The 14722-nt window shown below is 66.8% G+C and carries 12 protein-coding genes; 3 read left to right on the top strand and 9 right to left on the bottom strand.

Annotated elements, in window-relative coordinates; translation table 11 throughout:
• Positions 1-42: 42 nt before the first annotated feature.
• From ACVCNR_RS10450 to ACVCNR_RS10475, 6 genes are all read right to left on the bottom strand, one after another.
• Entirely contained in the window at positions 43-888 is an 846-nt protein-coding gene (locus ACVCNR_RS10450) for a dipeptide ABC transporter ATP-binding protein (protein ID WP_447074723.1), read from the bottom strand.
• Positions 885-1733 (bottom strand): ABC transporter ATP-binding protein, encoded by an 849-nt coding sequence (locus ACVCNR_RS10455; protein WP_447075675.1) that lies wholly within the window; start codon positions 1731-1733, stop codon positions 885-887. The genes ACVCNR_RS10450 and ACVCNR_RS10455 overlap by 4 nt, the downstream gene beginning before the upstream one ends.
• Positions 1733-2641, bottom strand: coding sequence for an ABC transporter permease subunit (locus tag ACVCNR_RS10460; RefSeq protein WP_447074724.1), 909 nt, complete (start codon positions 2639-2641; stop codon positions 1733-1735). Before ACVCNR_RS10460 ends, ACVCNR_RS10455 begins: the two co-directional genes overlap by 1 nt.
• Before the next feature lie 10 nt (positions 2642-2651).
• Positions 2652-3656, bottom strand: a complete 1005-nt coding sequence (locus ACVCNR_RS10465) for an ABC transporter permease subunit (RefSeq protein WP_354198113.1) — start codon at positions 3654-3656, stop codon at positions 2652-2654.
• Between the two features lie 86 nt (positions 3657-3742).
• Entirely contained in the window at positions 3743-5338 is a 1596-nt protein-coding gene (locus ACVCNR_RS10470; RefSeq protein WP_354198115.1) for an ABC transporter substrate-binding protein, read from the bottom strand.
• 37 nt (positions 5339-5375) lie between these two features.
• A complete protein-coding gene (locus ACVCNR_RS10475) occupies positions 5376-5735 on the bottom strand; it encodes a hypothetical protein (RefSeq protein ID WP_447074725.1) in 360 nt (119 codons plus the stop codon).
• Between the two features lie 201 nt (positions 5736-5936).
• Between ACVCNR_RS10475 and ACVCNR_RS10480 the strand changes: the two genes are divergently transcribed.
• Positions 5937-8009: a long-chain-fatty-acid--CoA ligase gene (locus tag ACVCNR_RS10480; RefSeq protein ID WP_447075677.1), complete on the top strand. Its 2073-nt coding sequence runs from the start codon at positions 5937-5939 to the stop codon at positions 8007-8009.
• A 23-nt stretch (positions 8010-8032) separates the two neighbouring features.
• Here ACVCNR_RS10480 and ACVCNR_RS10485 read toward each other — a convergent pair whose 3' ends face one another.
• The 3 genes from ACVCNR_RS10485 to pgi are packed head-to-tail and all read right to left on the bottom strand — an operon-like array spanning position 8033 to position 11230.
• A complete protein-coding gene (locus tag ACVCNR_RS10485; protein ID WP_447074726.1) occupies positions 8033-8830 on the bottom strand; it encodes a glutamate racemase in 798 nt (265 codons plus the stop codon).
• Between the two features lie 41 nt (positions 8831-8871).
• Positions 8872-9579 (bottom strand): HAD family hydrolase, encoded by a 708-nt coding sequence (locus tag ACVCNR_RS10490; RefSeq protein WP_354198121.1) that lies wholly within the window; start codon positions 9577-9579, stop codon positions 8872-8874.
• Positions 9580-9583: 4 nt separating this feature from the next.
• Positions 9584-11230, bottom strand: a complete 1647-nt coding sequence (gene pgi / locus ACVCNR_RS10495) for a glucose-6-phosphate isomerase (RefSeq protein WP_354198122.1) — start codon at positions 11228-11230, stop codon at positions 9584-9586.
• 298 nt (positions 11231-11528) lie between these two features.
• On the opposite strand from pgi, the gene pdxR reads away from it, so the two are divergent.
• Together pdxR and ACVCNR_RS10505 are read left to right on the top strand one after the other, a co-directional pair.
• Positions 11529-13019: a MocR-like pyridoxine biosynthesis transcription factor PdxR gene (gene pdxR, locus ACVCNR_RS10500; RefSeq protein WP_354198123.1), complete on the top strand. Its 1491-nt coding sequence runs from the start codon at positions 11529-11531 to the stop codon at positions 13017-13019.
• A 102-nt stretch (positions 13020-13121) separates the two neighbouring features.
• Positions 13122-14630 carry a trimethylamine methyltransferase family protein gene (locus ACVCNR_RS10505; RefSeq protein ID WP_354198125.1) on the top strand — a complete coding sequence of 503 codons (1509 nt, stop codon included), beginning with the start codon at positions 13122-13124 and terminating at the stop codon, positions 14628-14630.
• Positions 14631-14722: the final 92 nt, after the last annotated feature.

Consider the following 14722-nt stretch of genomic DNA (forward strand, 5'->3'; position numbering starts at 1 on the left):
GGGCAGCCTGACTTGCGCTGCCCGTCGTTCTGTCTTCGCCGGTCAGGCCGCGTTCTTGCGCGCCAGCCTCGCCTTGATGCTCTCGACATCGGCGCGCGGCGTCGCGGCGAACAGCGTCCTGGTGTAGCTGTGCTGCGGGTCGGAGAACACCGCGTCGCGCGACCCGTATTCGACCGCCTCGCCGAAATACATCACCATCACCTCGTCGGCGATGTAGCGCACCACCGAAAGGTCGTGGCTGATGAAGATGTAGGTGAGGCCGAACTCGTCCTGCAGGTCGGCCAGCAGGTTCAGTACCTGCGCCTGCACCGACAGGTCGAGCGCCGACACCGGCTCGTCCAGCACCAGCAGCGACGGGTTGAGCATCAGCGCGCGGGCGATGGCGATGCGCTGGCGCTGGCCGCCGGAGAACATGTGCGGATAGCGGTTGTAGTGCTCGGTGCCGAGGCCGACCTTCTTGAGCATGGTCATGGCCCGGTCCCGCCGCTCCTCGGCCTTGACGTCGGTGTTGATGAGCAGCGGCTCGCACAGGATGTCGCCGATCTTCTGGCGCGGGTTGAGCGAGCCATAGGGGTTCTGGAACACGATCTGCACCTTGCGGCGCATTTCCGGCGTCAGCGGCTCGTTGGCGATGTCGATCTTGCGGCCGTCGATGAACAGTTCGCCTGCCGTCGCCGGATCGATCAGCGTGATGATGCGCGCCAGCGTGGACTTGCCGCAGCCGCTCTCGCCGACGATGGCCAGCGTCCTGCCCTTCTCGACGCTGAATGACACGCCCTTGACCGCATGCACGGTGCGCGAAGGCGTGAACAGGCCGCCGCGCACATGATAGTCGCGCTTGATGTCCTTGCCCTCGACGACGACGGGCCCCTTGATGGCTGTGTTCATTGTGCGGCTCCCGGGGCGGGTTCGAACATCATGTCGGAGATGGTCGGCAGCCTGTCGCCGACGGCGTTGTCGGGCAGGGCGGCGAGCAGGGCGCGGGTGTAGTTGCTCTTCGGGTTCTCGAACAGCGACAGCACGTCGGCCTCCTCCATCTTGCGGCCCCGGTACTGGACGATGACCCGGTCGGCCGTCTCGGCGACCACGCCCATATTGTGGGTGATCATGATCAGTCCCATGCCGTATTCGGCCTGCAGGCGCACCAGAAGGTCGAGGATCTGCTTCTGGATGGTGACGTCGAGCGCGGTGGTCGGCTCGTCGGCGATCAGCAGCTTGGGGTTGCAGGCGATGGCCATGGCGATCATCACGCGCTGGCACTGGCCGCCCGACATCTGGTGCGGGTAGGAGCCGAGCCGCTGCTCGGGCTCGGGAATGCCGACCAGCTTGAACAGCTCGATGGCGCGGGCGCGCCTCCGGGCGCGGTCCATGCCCATGTGGAAGCGCAGCACCTCCTCGATCTGGAAGCCGACCGTGAAGCAGGGGTTGAGGCTGGCGATCGGCTCCTGGAAGATCATCGAGATGTCCTTGCCGACGATCTTGCGGCGCTGGGCCGGATCGAGGGTGGTCAGGTCGATGCCGTCGAAGGCCATGCGGTCGGCCTTGACGGTGGCGGTCTTGGGCAGCAGGCCCATCACCGCCAGCATCGACACCGACTTGCCGGACCCGGATTCGCCGACGATGGCCAGCACTTCGCCGGGCTCGACCGACAGGTCGATGCCCTGCACGGCCATGAACGGGCCGGTGGACGTCTCGAAGGAGACGGTGAGGTTCTTGATCTCGAGAAGCGGCATCACGACCTCTTCAGCTTGGGATCGAGCGCGTCGCGCAGGCCGTCGCCGACCAGGTTGATGGCGAGCACGGTGACGAGGATGGCGAGGCCGGGGAAGGTGACCACCCACCAGGCGCGCAGGATGAACTCGCGCGCCTCGGCCAGCATCGTGCCCCATTCGGGCGTGGGCGGCTGCGCGCCCATGCCGAGGAAGCCGAGGGCCGCCGCGTCGAGGATGGCGTTGGAGAAGGACAGCGTGCCCTGCACGATCAGCGGGGCGAGGCAGTTGGGCAGGATGGTCTTGAACATCAGCCGCAGGTGCCCGGCGCCGGCCACCTTGGCGGCGACGACGTAGTCGCGGCTCTTCTCGGCCATCACCGCCGCGCGGGTGAGGCGCACGAAATGCGGTTGCAGCACCAGCGCGATGGCGATCATCGCATTGGCGAGGCCGGGCCCCAGCACGGCCACCAGCACCAGCGCCAGCAGCAGCGACGGGAAGGCCAGGATGATGTCCATGACGCGCATGATCACGGTGTCGACCCAGCCGCGGAAATAGCCGGCGATGACGCCGATGATGATGCCGCCGACCAGCGCCAGCGTGGTCACGATGGTGCCGATGAACAGCGAGTAGCGGGTGCCGTGGATGAGGCGCGAGAGGATATCGCGGCCCACCGCGTCGGTGCCGAGCAGGAAGGCCTGCCGGCCGCCTTCCTCCCAGGCCGGCGGCACCAGCACCGCGTCGCGGAACTGGGCGGCGGGTCCATGCGGGGCGATCCACGGCGCCAGCAGCGCCACGATCACCAGGGCGATGAACACCCACAGGCCGATGACGGCGCCGCGGTTCTCGGAGAAGTAGAACCAGAACTCGGTGAAGCGGGCCTTGAGCGAGGGGTCGGTGCCGATGCCGGCGACGGTTGCTGTGTCGGTCATGGCGTCCTCCTCAGTACCGGATGCGCGGATTGATGAGGCCGTAGAGCAGGTCGACCACGAGATTGACCACCATGATGATGCCGGCGATCAAAAGCAGCCCGCCCTGGATGACGGCGTAGTCGCGGCGGAAGACGGAATCGACCATCCACTTGCCGATGCCCGGCCACGAGAAGATCGTCTCGGTCAGGATGGCGCCGGCCATCAGCACGCCCACCTGCAGGCCGATCGTGGTGATGACCGGGATCATGGCGTTGCGCAGCGAATGGATGCCGATGACGCGGAAGGTGGAGAGGCCCTTGGCGCGCGCCGTGCGCACATAGTCCTCGCCCAGAACCTCGAGCATCGCCGAGCGCGTCTGGCGCGCGATCACCGCCAGCGGGATGGTGCTGAGCACGATGGAGGGCAGGATCAGGTGGCTGACCGCCGACTTGAAGGCGCCGCTCTGGCCCGACAGCAGCGAGTCGATGAGCATGAAGCCGGTGACCGGCGGGAAGAAATACATCAGCGAGATGCGGCCCGACACCGGCGTCCACTGCAATATGCCGGCGAACAGGATGATGAGCAGCAGGCCCCACCAGAAGATCGGCATGGAATAGCCGACCAGCGCCACGCCCATCACCGACTGGTCGAAGAAGGAGCCGCGCTTCATGGCCGCGAAGATGCCGGCCGGGATGCCGATCACCACGGCGATGACGATGGCGCAGAACGACAGTTCCAGCGTTGCCGGAAACAGCGAGAAGAACTGGTCCAGGATCGGCCGCTTGGTGACGATCGAGGTGCCGAAGTCGCCGGTCAGCACGCCGCCGATGTAATCGAGGTACTGGATCGGCAGCGGCCGGTCGAAACCGAGCTGGTGCATGATTTCGGCATGGCGCTCCGGCGACATGACGCGCTCGCCCGAAAGCAGCGCGACGGGATCGCCCGGCAGCAGCCGGATGAATGAAAATGCAATGATGGAGACCCCGAGGAAAGTCGGGATCAGGACGGCAAGCCGCCCGAGGAAAAACCGAAGCATGACGGACCTTCGCGTTGCCCTTCCGGAGGGCACTCACAATAGCAAAGGGCGCCCGCATGGCGGGCGCCCCAATTGCCTGGGCTGGGTTACTCGACGAGGTCGACGCCCTCGAAGGCGAAGTCGCCGAGCGGGCTCTGGTGGAAGCCTTCGACCTCCTTGCGCATCGGCACGACCGACAGCGAGTGGTCGAGCGTGGCCCACGGGGCCTCGCGCTTGAAGACTTCCTGCGCCTGCTCGTAGAGCTTGGTGCGCTCGGCCTGATCGGTGGTCGCCTTGGCCTTCACGACGAGGTCGTTGAACTCTTCGTTGCACCACTGGGCGCGGTTGTTGCCGCCCACTGCGTCGCAGCCGAGCAGGGTGTGCAGGAAGTTGTCCGGGTCGCCGTTGTCGCCGGTCCAGCCGAGGATCACCGCGCCGTCGCGGTCCTTGGCCTTGGAGCGGTCGAGATATTCGGCCCACTCATAGGAGACCACTTCGACCTTGACGCCGATCTTGGCGAAGTCGGACTGGATCAGCTCGGCGGCGCGGCGCGCGTTGAGCATGTAGGGCCGCGACACGGGCATCGCCCAGACCTTCATCGAAAGGTCCTTGACGCCGGCGTCCTCCAGCATCTTCTTGGCCGCATCCGGATCGTAGGCGTCGTCCTGGATGGCGTCGTTGTAGGACCACATGGTCGGCGGGATCGGGTTCTTGGCTTCCGTGGCCGCGCCCTGGAACACCGCGTCGACGATGGCCTTCTTGTTGATGGCCATGTTGAGCGCCTTGCGCACCTCGACCTTGTCGAACGGCGCCTGGGTGGTGTTGTAGGCGAGATAGGCGATGTTGAGGCCTTCCTGCTCCATCACCTTGAGGTTCGGATCGGCCTTCATGGCTTCGACGTCGGCCGCGTTCGGGAACGGCATCAGGTGGCATTCGCCGGCCTTCAGCTTCTGGTAGCGCACGGCGGCATCGGTGGTGATGGCGAAGACGAGGTCGTCGATCTTCTGCTTGCCGCCCCAGTAGTCGGGGTTGGCCTTGTAGCGGATGACGGCATCCTGCTGATAGGCGACGAAGGCGAACGGACCGGTGCCGACCGGCATCTGGTTCATCTGCTCCTTCTTGCCCTCGGCTTCCAGCTTGTCGGCATATTCCTTCGACACGATCGACATGAACGGCATGGCGAGGTTGGCGAGGAACGGCGCTTCCGGCTGGTTGAGGGTGACCTTGACGGTGCTGTCGTCAACCTTCTCGACCGACTTGATCAGCGTCGGGAAGCCCATGCCGTTGGCATATTCCCACGAGGCGCCGGCCACGTACTGGTTCCACGGATTGTTGGTGTTGAGCTGGCGGTCGAAGGAGAACACCACGTCATCGGCGTTGAGGTCACGGCTCGGCGTGAAGAATTCGGTGGTCTGGAACTTGACGCCCTGGCGAAGCTTGAACGTGTATTCGAGGCCGTCGTCGGAAATCTCCCAGCTCTCGGCGAGGCCCGGTTCGGTCTCGGTCGTGCCCGGCTTGAACTCGAGCAGACGGTTGTAGACGGTATGGGCGGCGGCGTCGAAGGTGGTGCCTGCCGTATACATACCCGGATCGAAGCCTTCCGGCGATCCTTCCGAACAGTAGACGAAGGTTTTCGCGTTGGCTGCTCCACCCATGACGGTTGCAGCCAGCAGAGCGGCTGCAATAGTCAGCTTCTTGGTCATTGAGGACTCCCTGATATTTTCCCAAGCCCAGTTTTTATCAGCCTGGTGAAGCCGGCATATAAGCACCGTTTTCCCGGCTTTGGAACTCCCTGTCGATCTGCCCCAGCGTAACGCGAATAAAATTTCCGACACCGCCTGTTTTGGGTAATTCTGTGAAAATCAAGGCCAATACTTGCGATCTAATATGACCGGCGGCGTCTTTGCTCGGCCGGTCCCCGGTTCCGCCGATGCGCGCGCCGCGAAAGATTCGCACCGTCCTGCCGCTGCGGCACGACTTGCATGGCGCGGATTTGTCGCCATAGATAGCAGGTGCAGGGTGGAAGAGGCGGTTCTTCGAGGAAGAATGGCCAGCGGGGAGGCGCTTCCCCGGCAGGAAGCGGGCCGGCTCGAACGGCATCCCCGAAACCTAACCAGGGAGGATGCATTGGCCAAGGCAACGAAGGGTCCAGCGAAGAAGACGGCGGCCACCGGGTCGGAGAGCGCCGCCGGCGCGCAGCCGGCACGGACGAGGGCGGCGGCGGAAACATCCGGCGCAAAGGCGACTGCCAAGGCCGCGGCGGCAAAGCCGGCACCGAAGGCGACGCAAAAGAAACCGGCCGTGGCGAAGGCTTCTGTCCCGGCGGTCGGCAAGACCGCGCCCAGGCCGGCCGCCGACAAGGCAGCGACCGCCAAGCCGGCCAAGGCTGCGGAAAAACCGGCGGCCAAGCCAGGCGCTGCCTCGGCTTCGAAGACGGACGCCAGCCCTGCGTCGAAAGGCGCCCGCACGGCTGCGAAGCCCGCTGCCGCGCCGGCCGTGAAGACATCCACCCGGAAAAAGCCGGCGGCTGGCAACCCGGCCTCCCGGCCGGCCGTAGCCGCGCCGGCCGCAAGGAAACCGGCCCGCAGCAAGCCCGCGCCGGCAAGGCCTGCGGCCGCGGCGGCGGTCGCCGAAATCGCGGCGGCGGCGAAGGCCGCGCCGAAGCGCGCCGGCAAGGATGAGGCGGGCAAGATTGGGACCGGCAGGCCGGAAAAGCCGTGGCTGGCCTCCTATCCCGCCAATGTGGCGGCCGAGATCGGACCGCTGCCGTCGCCTTCGATCGGCGGGCTGCTGGTGGACTCCTGCAAGCGCTACGGCGGCAATCCCGCCTTCTCCAGTATGGGCAAGACGGTGTCCTTCGCCGAGCTGGAGCGGATGTCGGCGGCCTTCGGGGCCTATCTCCAGTCGCTGGGCCTGAAGAAGGGCGCGCGCGTGGCGCTGATGATGCCCAACGTGCTGCAATATCCTGTGGCGATGATGGCCGTGCTCAGGGCCGGCTATGTCGTCGTCAACGTCAACCCGCTCTACACGGCGCGCGAACTGCAGCACCAGCTCAAGGATTCGGGCGCCGAGGCCATCGTCATCCTGGAGAACTTCGCCGCCACCTTGCAGGCGGCCATCGGCAGGACCGGGGTGAAGCATGTGGTGGTCGCCGCCATGGGCGACCTGCTCGGTCTCAAGGGCGCGCTGGTCAACCTGGTGGTGCGGCGGGTGAAGAAGCTGGTGCCGGCGTGGTCGCTGCCCGGGCACATCCGTTTCAACGCTGCGCTGAAGGCGGGGGCCGGTCGGACGCTGAAACCCGTCGATGTCGGCCCCGACGACATCGCCTTCCTGCAATATACCGGCGGCACCACCGGCGTCGCCAAGGGCGCCACGCTGCTGCATCGCAATGTGCTGGCCAATGTCCTGCAGCTTTCGATGTGGGTGGAGGACGCCTTCACGGTCAAGCCGAAGCCGGCGCATCAGGTCTATGTCTGCGCGCTGCCGCTCTACCACATCTTCGCGCTGACGGTGAACGCGCTGATGGGCATGCAGCAGGGCGCGCTCAACGTGCTCATTCCCAATCCGCGCGACATACCGGCCTTCGTCAAGGAACTGGGCAAGCACTCCTTCAACATCTTCCCCGGCCTCAACACGCTGTTCAACGCGCTGCTCAACAATGAGGAGTTCCGCAAGCTGAACTTCAGCTCGCTGGTGCTGTCGCTGGGCGGCGGCATGGCCGTGCAGCAGGGCGTCGCCGACCGCTGGAAGGCGCTGACCGGCAACCACATCACCGAAGGCTATGGCCTGTCGGAGACCTCGCCGGTGGCGACGGCCAACAAATGCTCGTCGCCGGACTTCACCGGCACCATCGGCCTGCCGATCCCCTCGACCGAGATCGCCATCCGGGACGACGACGGACGGGACCTGCCACTGGGCGAGGTCGGCGAAATCTGCATCCGCGGCCCGCAGGTGATGGCCGGCTACTGGAACCGGCCCGAGGAAACCGAGAAGGTCATGACCGCCGACGGCTTCTTCAAGTCCGGCGACATGGGCTTCATGGACAAGGGCGGCTTCACCAAGATCGTCGACCGCAAGAAGGACATGATCCTGGTTTCGGGCTTCAACGTCTATCCCAACGAGCTTGAGGAGGTGGCGGCCAGCCATCCGGGCGTGCTGGAGGCGGCGGCCATCGGCGTGCCGGACGAGAAGTCCGGCGAGGTGCCGAAGCTCTATGTGGTGCGGCGCGATCCGAACCTCACCGTCGAGACGCTGATCGCCTACTGCAAGGACAACCTCACCGGCTACAAGCGGCCGAAATATATCGAGTTCCGCGACGAGCTGCCGAAGACGCCGGTGGGCAAGATATTGCGGCGCGAACTGCGCGATTCCTGATCCGTCGGCCTGTGCGGTGACCGTCAGTCGACGGTCACCGCCGCAAGCGGAATCTCGACGCCCACCTTGTCCAGCATGGCCCGGAACGAGGCGAGGTCGTAGCGCGGGCTTTCGGTGACCAGCCCGGCAATGGCGCCGCTGCCGCCTTCTTCGGGCCGCAGGGCGGCCACCACGTCGGCGGCGGGGTCGAGGAATGCGGCCTTTGGGCAGGCGGCGGCGAAGAAGCCGGCAAGCCAGGGCAGGTGGGTGCTCGACAGGGTGAAGACGTCGATGCCCGGATGCCGGTCGCCCACGTCGCGCATGAAGGCATCGACGCGCCGCTGCGTGCCGGCCGGATCGAACAGGAAGGATCCGTCCTCGACCAGCTCGACCATGGGCGAGGCGTTGATCAGCGCGACCCGGCCCGGCTGCGGCGCCCGGGCCGCCACGAAACCGGCCAGCATCGGGCTTTCGACCAGCGATTGGACCCCCAATATGCCGACCCGGCCGGTGCCGGACTGCGCCAGCGCCCTTTCCAGCGGCGGGTGCACGCCGAACAGGGGCAGGCTCGTCTCGCCCCGCAATTCGTCGAGCACCATGATCGACGGTGCGTTGGAGGCGATGACGATGGCGCTCGGCTCATGGCGGGAGAGGAAGGAGATGGAGCGCCGCATCACCGCCAGCAATTCGTCGCGGCCCTTGCCGCCATAGGGGAAGCTGGCGCGGTCGGCGAAATAGAGGATGTCCTGGCTGGGGAATGCCTTGTGGATTTCGGCGACGATGGCGTAGCTGCCGATGCCGGCGTCGAAGACCGCGACCGGGCGGTGCAGGGTGGGGATCATCCCGTTCCTCCGGGCTTAAGTCTCATTCTTAGGCGAACGGTTCAGATCGAGGCCAGATAGCCGGGAAGATCGGCGGCGGATTCCAGCACCACGTCGGCCAGCGGTGCAAGCGAGGCGTGCGTGCCGGTGCCCGACAGCACGCCGATGGCCAGCCCGCAGCCCCCGGCGCGCGCCATGTCGAGGTCGTGGCGGTTGTCGCCGACCATGGCGATCTCGGATGGCCTCAAGCCGGTGAGGTCGCAGAACGCCTGCACCGTATCGGGCGCCGGCTTGGCATTGGCCACCGCGTCGTAGCCATAGGCGGCCTCGAAGAGCTGGGCGATGCCGAGCGCGGCCAGCGTCTTCTCGCAGCCGAGCGTGGAATCGTTGGTCGCCACGCCGAGCCGGTAGGCGCGCGCATGCAGGCTGCCCAGCGCGTCGACCACGCCCGGCAGGGCGACCGCCATGGCCGCCCCCTTTTCGGTGGTGATCAGGTTGAAGCGCTCGACCGCGTCGAGCTGCTCGCGCCGCGACAGTTCGGGGAACCACAATTCGATGATGTCGAGATTGGTACCGGCCGCGAACACCGAATCGGCCTTGAACATGTGCGTCTCGGGGTCGAGCCCGGCCGCCAGCAGCAGGCTGCCGGCCCTGACCGCATCGCCGCCCGAGGCCTCCATCGCCATCAGCTCGGCCACGGCCGACCAGGTCGCGTGGAAGTCGACGAGCGTGCCGTCCTTGTCGAACAGGATTCCCTTGATGCCGGCCAAGTCCTCACCTCTCCTTCAACTGGAGGATGTGTTCCACCAGTCCGGCCGTCGAGGCATCCCTGCCCGCGGCATTCTCCTTGCCTTCCACGACAGGCAGCAATTGTGTCGCCAGTTCCTTGCCCAGTTCGACCCCCCATTGGTCGAAAGAATTGATGTTGTAAAGCACGCCCTCGACGAAGACCCGGTGTTCGTAGAGCGCGATCAGCCGCCCGAGCGTGGCCGGATCGAGCAGCCGGTAGAGGATGGTGATCGACGGCCGGTTGCCGGAAAACACCCGGTGCGGCGCGATCTCGTCCACCTTTGCCGCCTCCATGCCCTTGGCCAGCATCTGGACGCGGGCCTCCTCCAGCGTGCGGCCCTTCATCAGCGCCTCCGACTGGGCCAGGCAGTTGGCCAGCAGCAGGTCGTGCTGGTGCTTCAGCTCCGGTTCGTGGCCGTTGGCGGCGACGAGGAATTCGACCGGGATGATGTCGGTGCCCTGATGGAGCAGCTGGAAGAAGGCGTGCTGGCCGTTGGTGCCGGGCTCGCCCCATACCAGCGGGCCGGTAGGCGTGGCGACCGGCTTGCCGTCGAGGGCCGTGCCCTTGCCGTTCGATTCCATGTCGAGCTGCTGGAGATAGGCGGGCAGCCGCGACAGGCGCTGGTCGTAGGGAATGACGGCGCGGGCCGGACAGGCGCACACCACCCGGTGCCACCAGCCGACGAGGCCGAGCAGGGCCGGCAGGTTCCGCTCCAGCGGTACGGTGCGGAAGTGCTCGTCCATCGCGTGGGCGCCGGCCAGCAATTCGCGGAACCGCTGCGGGCCGACCGCGATCATCACCGGCAGGCCGATGGCGCCCCACACCGAATAGCGCCCGCCGACCCAGTCCCAGAAGCCGAACACGCGCTCCGGCGCGATGCCGAAGGCCGCGACCCGATCGAGCGCCGTCGACACGGCGGCGAAATGGTGCCCCACCGCCTCCTTGCCCAGCGCCGTCTCGATCCAGCGCCTGGCGGTCTCGGCATTGGTCATGGTCTCGACCGTGGTGAAGGTCTTGGAGGCGACGATGACCAGCGTGGTTTCCGGGTCGAGCCCCTGCAGCGTGTCGTGGATGTGGGCGCCGTCGATGTTGGAGACATAGTGGGCGCGCGGTCCGTCATGGTAGGGGGCCAGTGCCAGCGTCACCATGACCGGCCCGAGATCGGAGCCGCCGATGCCGATATTGACGATGTCGGTGATCGCCTTGCCCGTCGCGCCGCCGGCCTTGCCGCTGCGGACGGCGTCGGCGAAGGCGCTCATCGCATCCAGCACCGCGGCGACGTCGGCGCCGACGTCCTGGCCGTCGACGACCGGCCCTTCGGCGCCGGGATTGCGCAGCGCGGTGTGGAGGACGGCGCGATCCTCGGTGATGTTGATGTGGGCACCGTCGAACATGGCGTCGCGCCGCGCTTCCACGCCGGCGGCTCCCGCCAGTTTGCCAAGCAGATCCATGGTGGCGTCGTCGACGGCGCATTTCGACCAGTCGAGCAGCATGTCGCCGTCGGACGCGGAAAAGCGGGCGAAACGCCCCGGGTCGGCGCGGAAGGCGGCACGGACGTCCACCGGTTCTGCGGTGCGGTGCTGGTGAAGCTCGGCAAGGATGCGGTCGAAAGAGGAACGGTCCACGGACATCTCCGATGATGTTGCGAAAGGCGGCCACCCGCCCGGAACGGCTCGCGGCGGACTGTAGAGCGTTTCACCCGGCGGATGGAACACCCTTCCCGCCCTGCGTTTCGGGCCGGCACGATGCGCCATCCTTATGGTTCCGAATTTAAATCGATTCAATAGCTGTTTTGCGTCGATTTTCCGCCTGATCGATCACTGGCATAAATCCATAGGATCAGAATAATTGATTGGCTTAATTGCTTGGGCCAAGCGACACTCCACTGGTCCACATAGTCGAAAAAGACTGTCCACCGGGGAGGTTTGCATGTCCCAGCGAAACGATGCGACCATCTGGTCGGGCCTTTTCCGCATATCCGCCGATTCGGGGCAGACCCTTCAGGCCCAGATCCGGCAGGCCATCGTCGCCGCCATTCTCGACCGGCAGATCGCCGCGTCGATGCCGCTGCCGTCCTGCCGCATCCTGGCCGAGAAGCTGGGCGTGGCGCGCGGCACCGTGGTGCTGGCCTTCCAGCAACTGGTCGACCAGGGCTTCCTGATCGCGCGCGAGCGGCGCGGCCATTTCGTCAATCCCGACGTGCTGGCGACGCCGGCCCGGCCGCAGAAGGCGCCGGAACAGGCCAACGAGATCGACTGGAAGGCGCGCCGCCGCATCGCCGCCTCCGACATGCCGCCGCCCAACAAGCACGAGAACTGGATTAAGTCGTCCTACCCGTTCGTCTACGGCCAGTTCGATCCGGCGCTGTTCCCGACCGCCGAATGGCGCGAATGCAATCGCATGGCGCTGGCCGTGCTGGAGATCCGCAACTGGGCCTCCGACATGGTCGACCGCGACGATCCGCTGCTGATCGAGCAGATCCAGGCGCGCCTTTTGCCGCGCCGCGGCATCTTCGCCAATCCCGACGAGATCATCGTCACGCTGGGGGCGCAGAACGCGCTCTACATGCTGGCCACGCTGCTGATGGGCAAGGGTTCCAGGGTGGCGATGGAGGAGCCGGGCTATCCCGACGCGCGCTCCATCTTCAACCTGGCCGGCGCCGAAACCGTGCCGGTGCCGGTCGACGGTTCGGGCATCGTCACCGACCGGATTCCGTCCGATGCCGGCTTCGTGTTCGTGACGCCGAGCCACCATTGCCCGACCATGGTGTCGCTGTCGGAGGCGCGTCGGCAGGACCTGCTCGACCGCGCCAACCGCCACAACCAGATCATCATCGAGGACGGCTATGACAGCCAGTTGCTGGACAATGCGCCCCAGCAGGCGCTGAAGAGCATCGATCGCTCGGGCCGCGTCGTCTATGTCGGCTCCATGTCCAAGACCCTCGCGCCGGGCCTGCGCCTCGGCTACATCGTCGCGTCCGCCGGGCTGATCTCGGAGCTGCGGGCCCTGCGCCGCTTCATGCTGCGCCACCCGCCGGCCAACAACCAGCGCGCCGTCGCCCTGTTCCTGTCGCTCGGCCATCACGAGGCGCTGGTGCGGCGCCTGTCGAGCGCCTTCGAGGAGCGGCGCAAGCGGCTCGAGCAGGCGGTTTCGGCCTTCCTGCCGGAGTGGCATGCGCCGCACCCGGCGGGCGGCACCTCGGTGTGGCTGGAGGGGCCGCGCGGCATCAATGTGCGCGACCTTGCCGCCGCCGCCGCCAGCCGCAGCGTCATCATCGAGCCCGGCGACCGCTATTTCGGGCATGCCGACAAGCCGTCGCGCTTCGTGCGGCTGGGCATCTCGTCGATCGCCTTGCAGCATATCGAGCCGGGCATCCGCGAACTGGCCACCGCTGCCGGCCGCCGGCCCGCCGCCGCCTGAGCCAACGCTTTGGCACAGAAGACCCGGCAAGCTGGCTCATCGCCGGGGCGGCGCCACGCTGCATAGTCGGCAAGGTGTGGCCCTGACGCGGGAGATGCGGCCATGAAGAAGACGTCGCCGGCCGACAGCGATTCCCCGGCGCGGCCGGCCGTGCCGGGTGGCGGCTACCTGCCGTTGGGCCCGAACGATATCGAGCGCATCCATGAAGCGGTGCTCACCGTTCTGGAAACGGTGGGCTTCGCCGATGCCATTCCCTCCTGCATTGCGGCGCTGACCGGCATCGGTGCGGAACTGGGTACGGACGGGCGCATCCGCTTTCCGCGCAACCTGGTGCTCGACACGATCGGGCGAGCCGCCCGCCACATCACGCTGCACGGGCAGCACCCCCGGCACGACATGCGGCTCGACGGCCGGCGGGTTTACTACGGCACCGCCGGCGTCGCCGTGAACCTCGTCGATGCGGGGGAGCGCACCTATCGGGAATCGCGCCTGCGGGACATCTACGACGCCGCCCGGCTGGCCGAGGGGCTGGACAACATCCATTTCTTCCAGCGCCCCATGGTGGCGCGCGACATCGCCGATCCGCTGGAGCTGGATTTCAACACGCTCTATGCCTGCGTGAGCGGCACCTCCAAGCATGTCGGCACCTCGTTCACGGTGCGCGGGAACGTGAAGCCGGCGCTGGAGATGCTCTACATGATCGCCGGCGGCGAGGAGAAGTTCCGCGCCCGCCCCTTCGTCTCCAACTCCAACGCTTTCGTCGTCTCGCCGATGAAGTTCGCCGAGGATGCCTGCGGCGTGCTGGAGGAATGCGTGAAGGGCGGCCTGCCGGTCCTGCTGCTTTCGGTGGGGCAGGTCGGCGCCACCGCGCCCGCGGCGCTGGCCGGGGCGGTGGTGCAGACGGTGGCCGAAGTGCTGGCCGCGCTGGTCTATGTCAATGCGCTGCGCCCCGGCCATCCGGCGATCTTCGGGGCCTGGCCCTTCGCCTCCGACCGGCGCACCGGCGCCATGGCCGGCGGCTCGGCCGAGCAGGCGATGCTCGGCGTCGCCTGCGCCCAGATGGCCCGTTTCTACGATCTGCCATGCGGCACGGCGGCCGGCATGACCGACGCCAAGCTGCCCGATGTCCAGTCTGGCTACGAGAAGGGCATCACCGATCTGATCGCCGCCCTCAGCGGCGCCGATCTGGTCTATGAGGCGGCCGGCATGCATGCCTCGCTGCTCGGCTTTTGCCTGGAAAGCCTCATCATCGACAACGACATGCTCGGCCTGTGCCTGCACGGCCGGGCCGGCATGGACGTCGATGCCGGGCAGCTTTCCGCCGCCGTCATCGCCGAAACCTGCCTGGATGGCCCCGGCCATTATCTCAGCCATCCCCAGACGGTGAAGCTTGCCCGTTCCGGCCAGTTCCACCCGCTGGTCGGCGAGCGCTGGTCGCCGCGCGAATGGGAGGAGAAGGGCCGCCCCGACATTGTCCTGCGCGCGGTGGCGGAAAAGCAGCGCGTGCTTGCCGCCCGCTTTCCCCGCCACGTGCCGCGCGCCATGGACGAGCGCCTGCGCGCCCGCTTCGGCGACCTGATCTGTCTGCCGCGCGCCGCGATGGGTGGCTAAAGCAGTTTCGGCAAAAAGTGTGAAGCGGTTTTGCGTTCGGAATTGCGTAAATAAGAAAGTGGAGCGTTTTCGCGATTCGAGGAAAAGCGGAA

The organism is Aquamicrobium terrae, assembly GCF_052978165.1.

Bases quoted from the DNA above. Each gene is read 5' to 3' on its own strand.
- ACVCNR_RS10450 (WP_447074723.1), bottom strand. From the start codon at position 888: ATGAACACAGCCATCAAGGGGCCCGTCGTCGTCGAGGGCAAGGACATC.
- ACVCNR_RS10455 (WP_447075675.1), bottom strand. From the start codon at position 1,733: ATGCCGCTTCTCGAGATCAAGAACCTCACCGTCTCCTTCGAGACGTCC.
- ACVCNR_RS10460 (WP_447074724.1), bottom strand. From the start codon at position 2,641: ATGACCGACACAGCAACCGTCGCCGGCATCGGCACCGACCCCTCGCTC.
- ACVCNR_RS10465 (WP_354198113.1), bottom strand. From the start codon at position 3,656: ATGCTTCGGTTTTTCCTCGGGCGGCTTGCCGTCCTGATCCCGACTTTC.
- ACVCNR_RS10470 (WP_354198115.1), bottom strand. From the start codon at position 5,338: ATGACCAAGAAGCTGACTATTGCAGCCGCTCTGCTGGCTGCAACCGTC.
- ACVCNR_RS10475 (WP_447074725.1), bottom strand. From the start codon at position 5,735: ATGCCGTTCGAGCCGGCCCGCTTCCTGCCGGGGAAGCGCCTCCCCGCT.
- ACVCNR_RS10485 (WP_447074726.1), bottom strand. From the start codon at position 8,830: ATGATCCCCACCCTGCACCGCCCGGTCGCGGTCTTCGACGCCGGCATC.
- pgi (WP_354198122.1), bottom strand. From the start codon at position 11,230: ATGTCCGTGGACCGTTCCTCTTTCGACCGCATCCTTGCCGAGCTTCAC.
- pdxR (WP_354198123.1), top strand. From the start codon at position 11,529: ATGTCCCAGCGAAACGATGCGACCATCTGGTCGGGCCTTTTCCGCATA.
- ACVCNR_RS10505 (WP_354198125.1), top strand. From the start codon at position 13,122: ATGAAGAAGACGTCGCCGGCCGACAGCGATTCCCCGGCGCGGCCGGCC.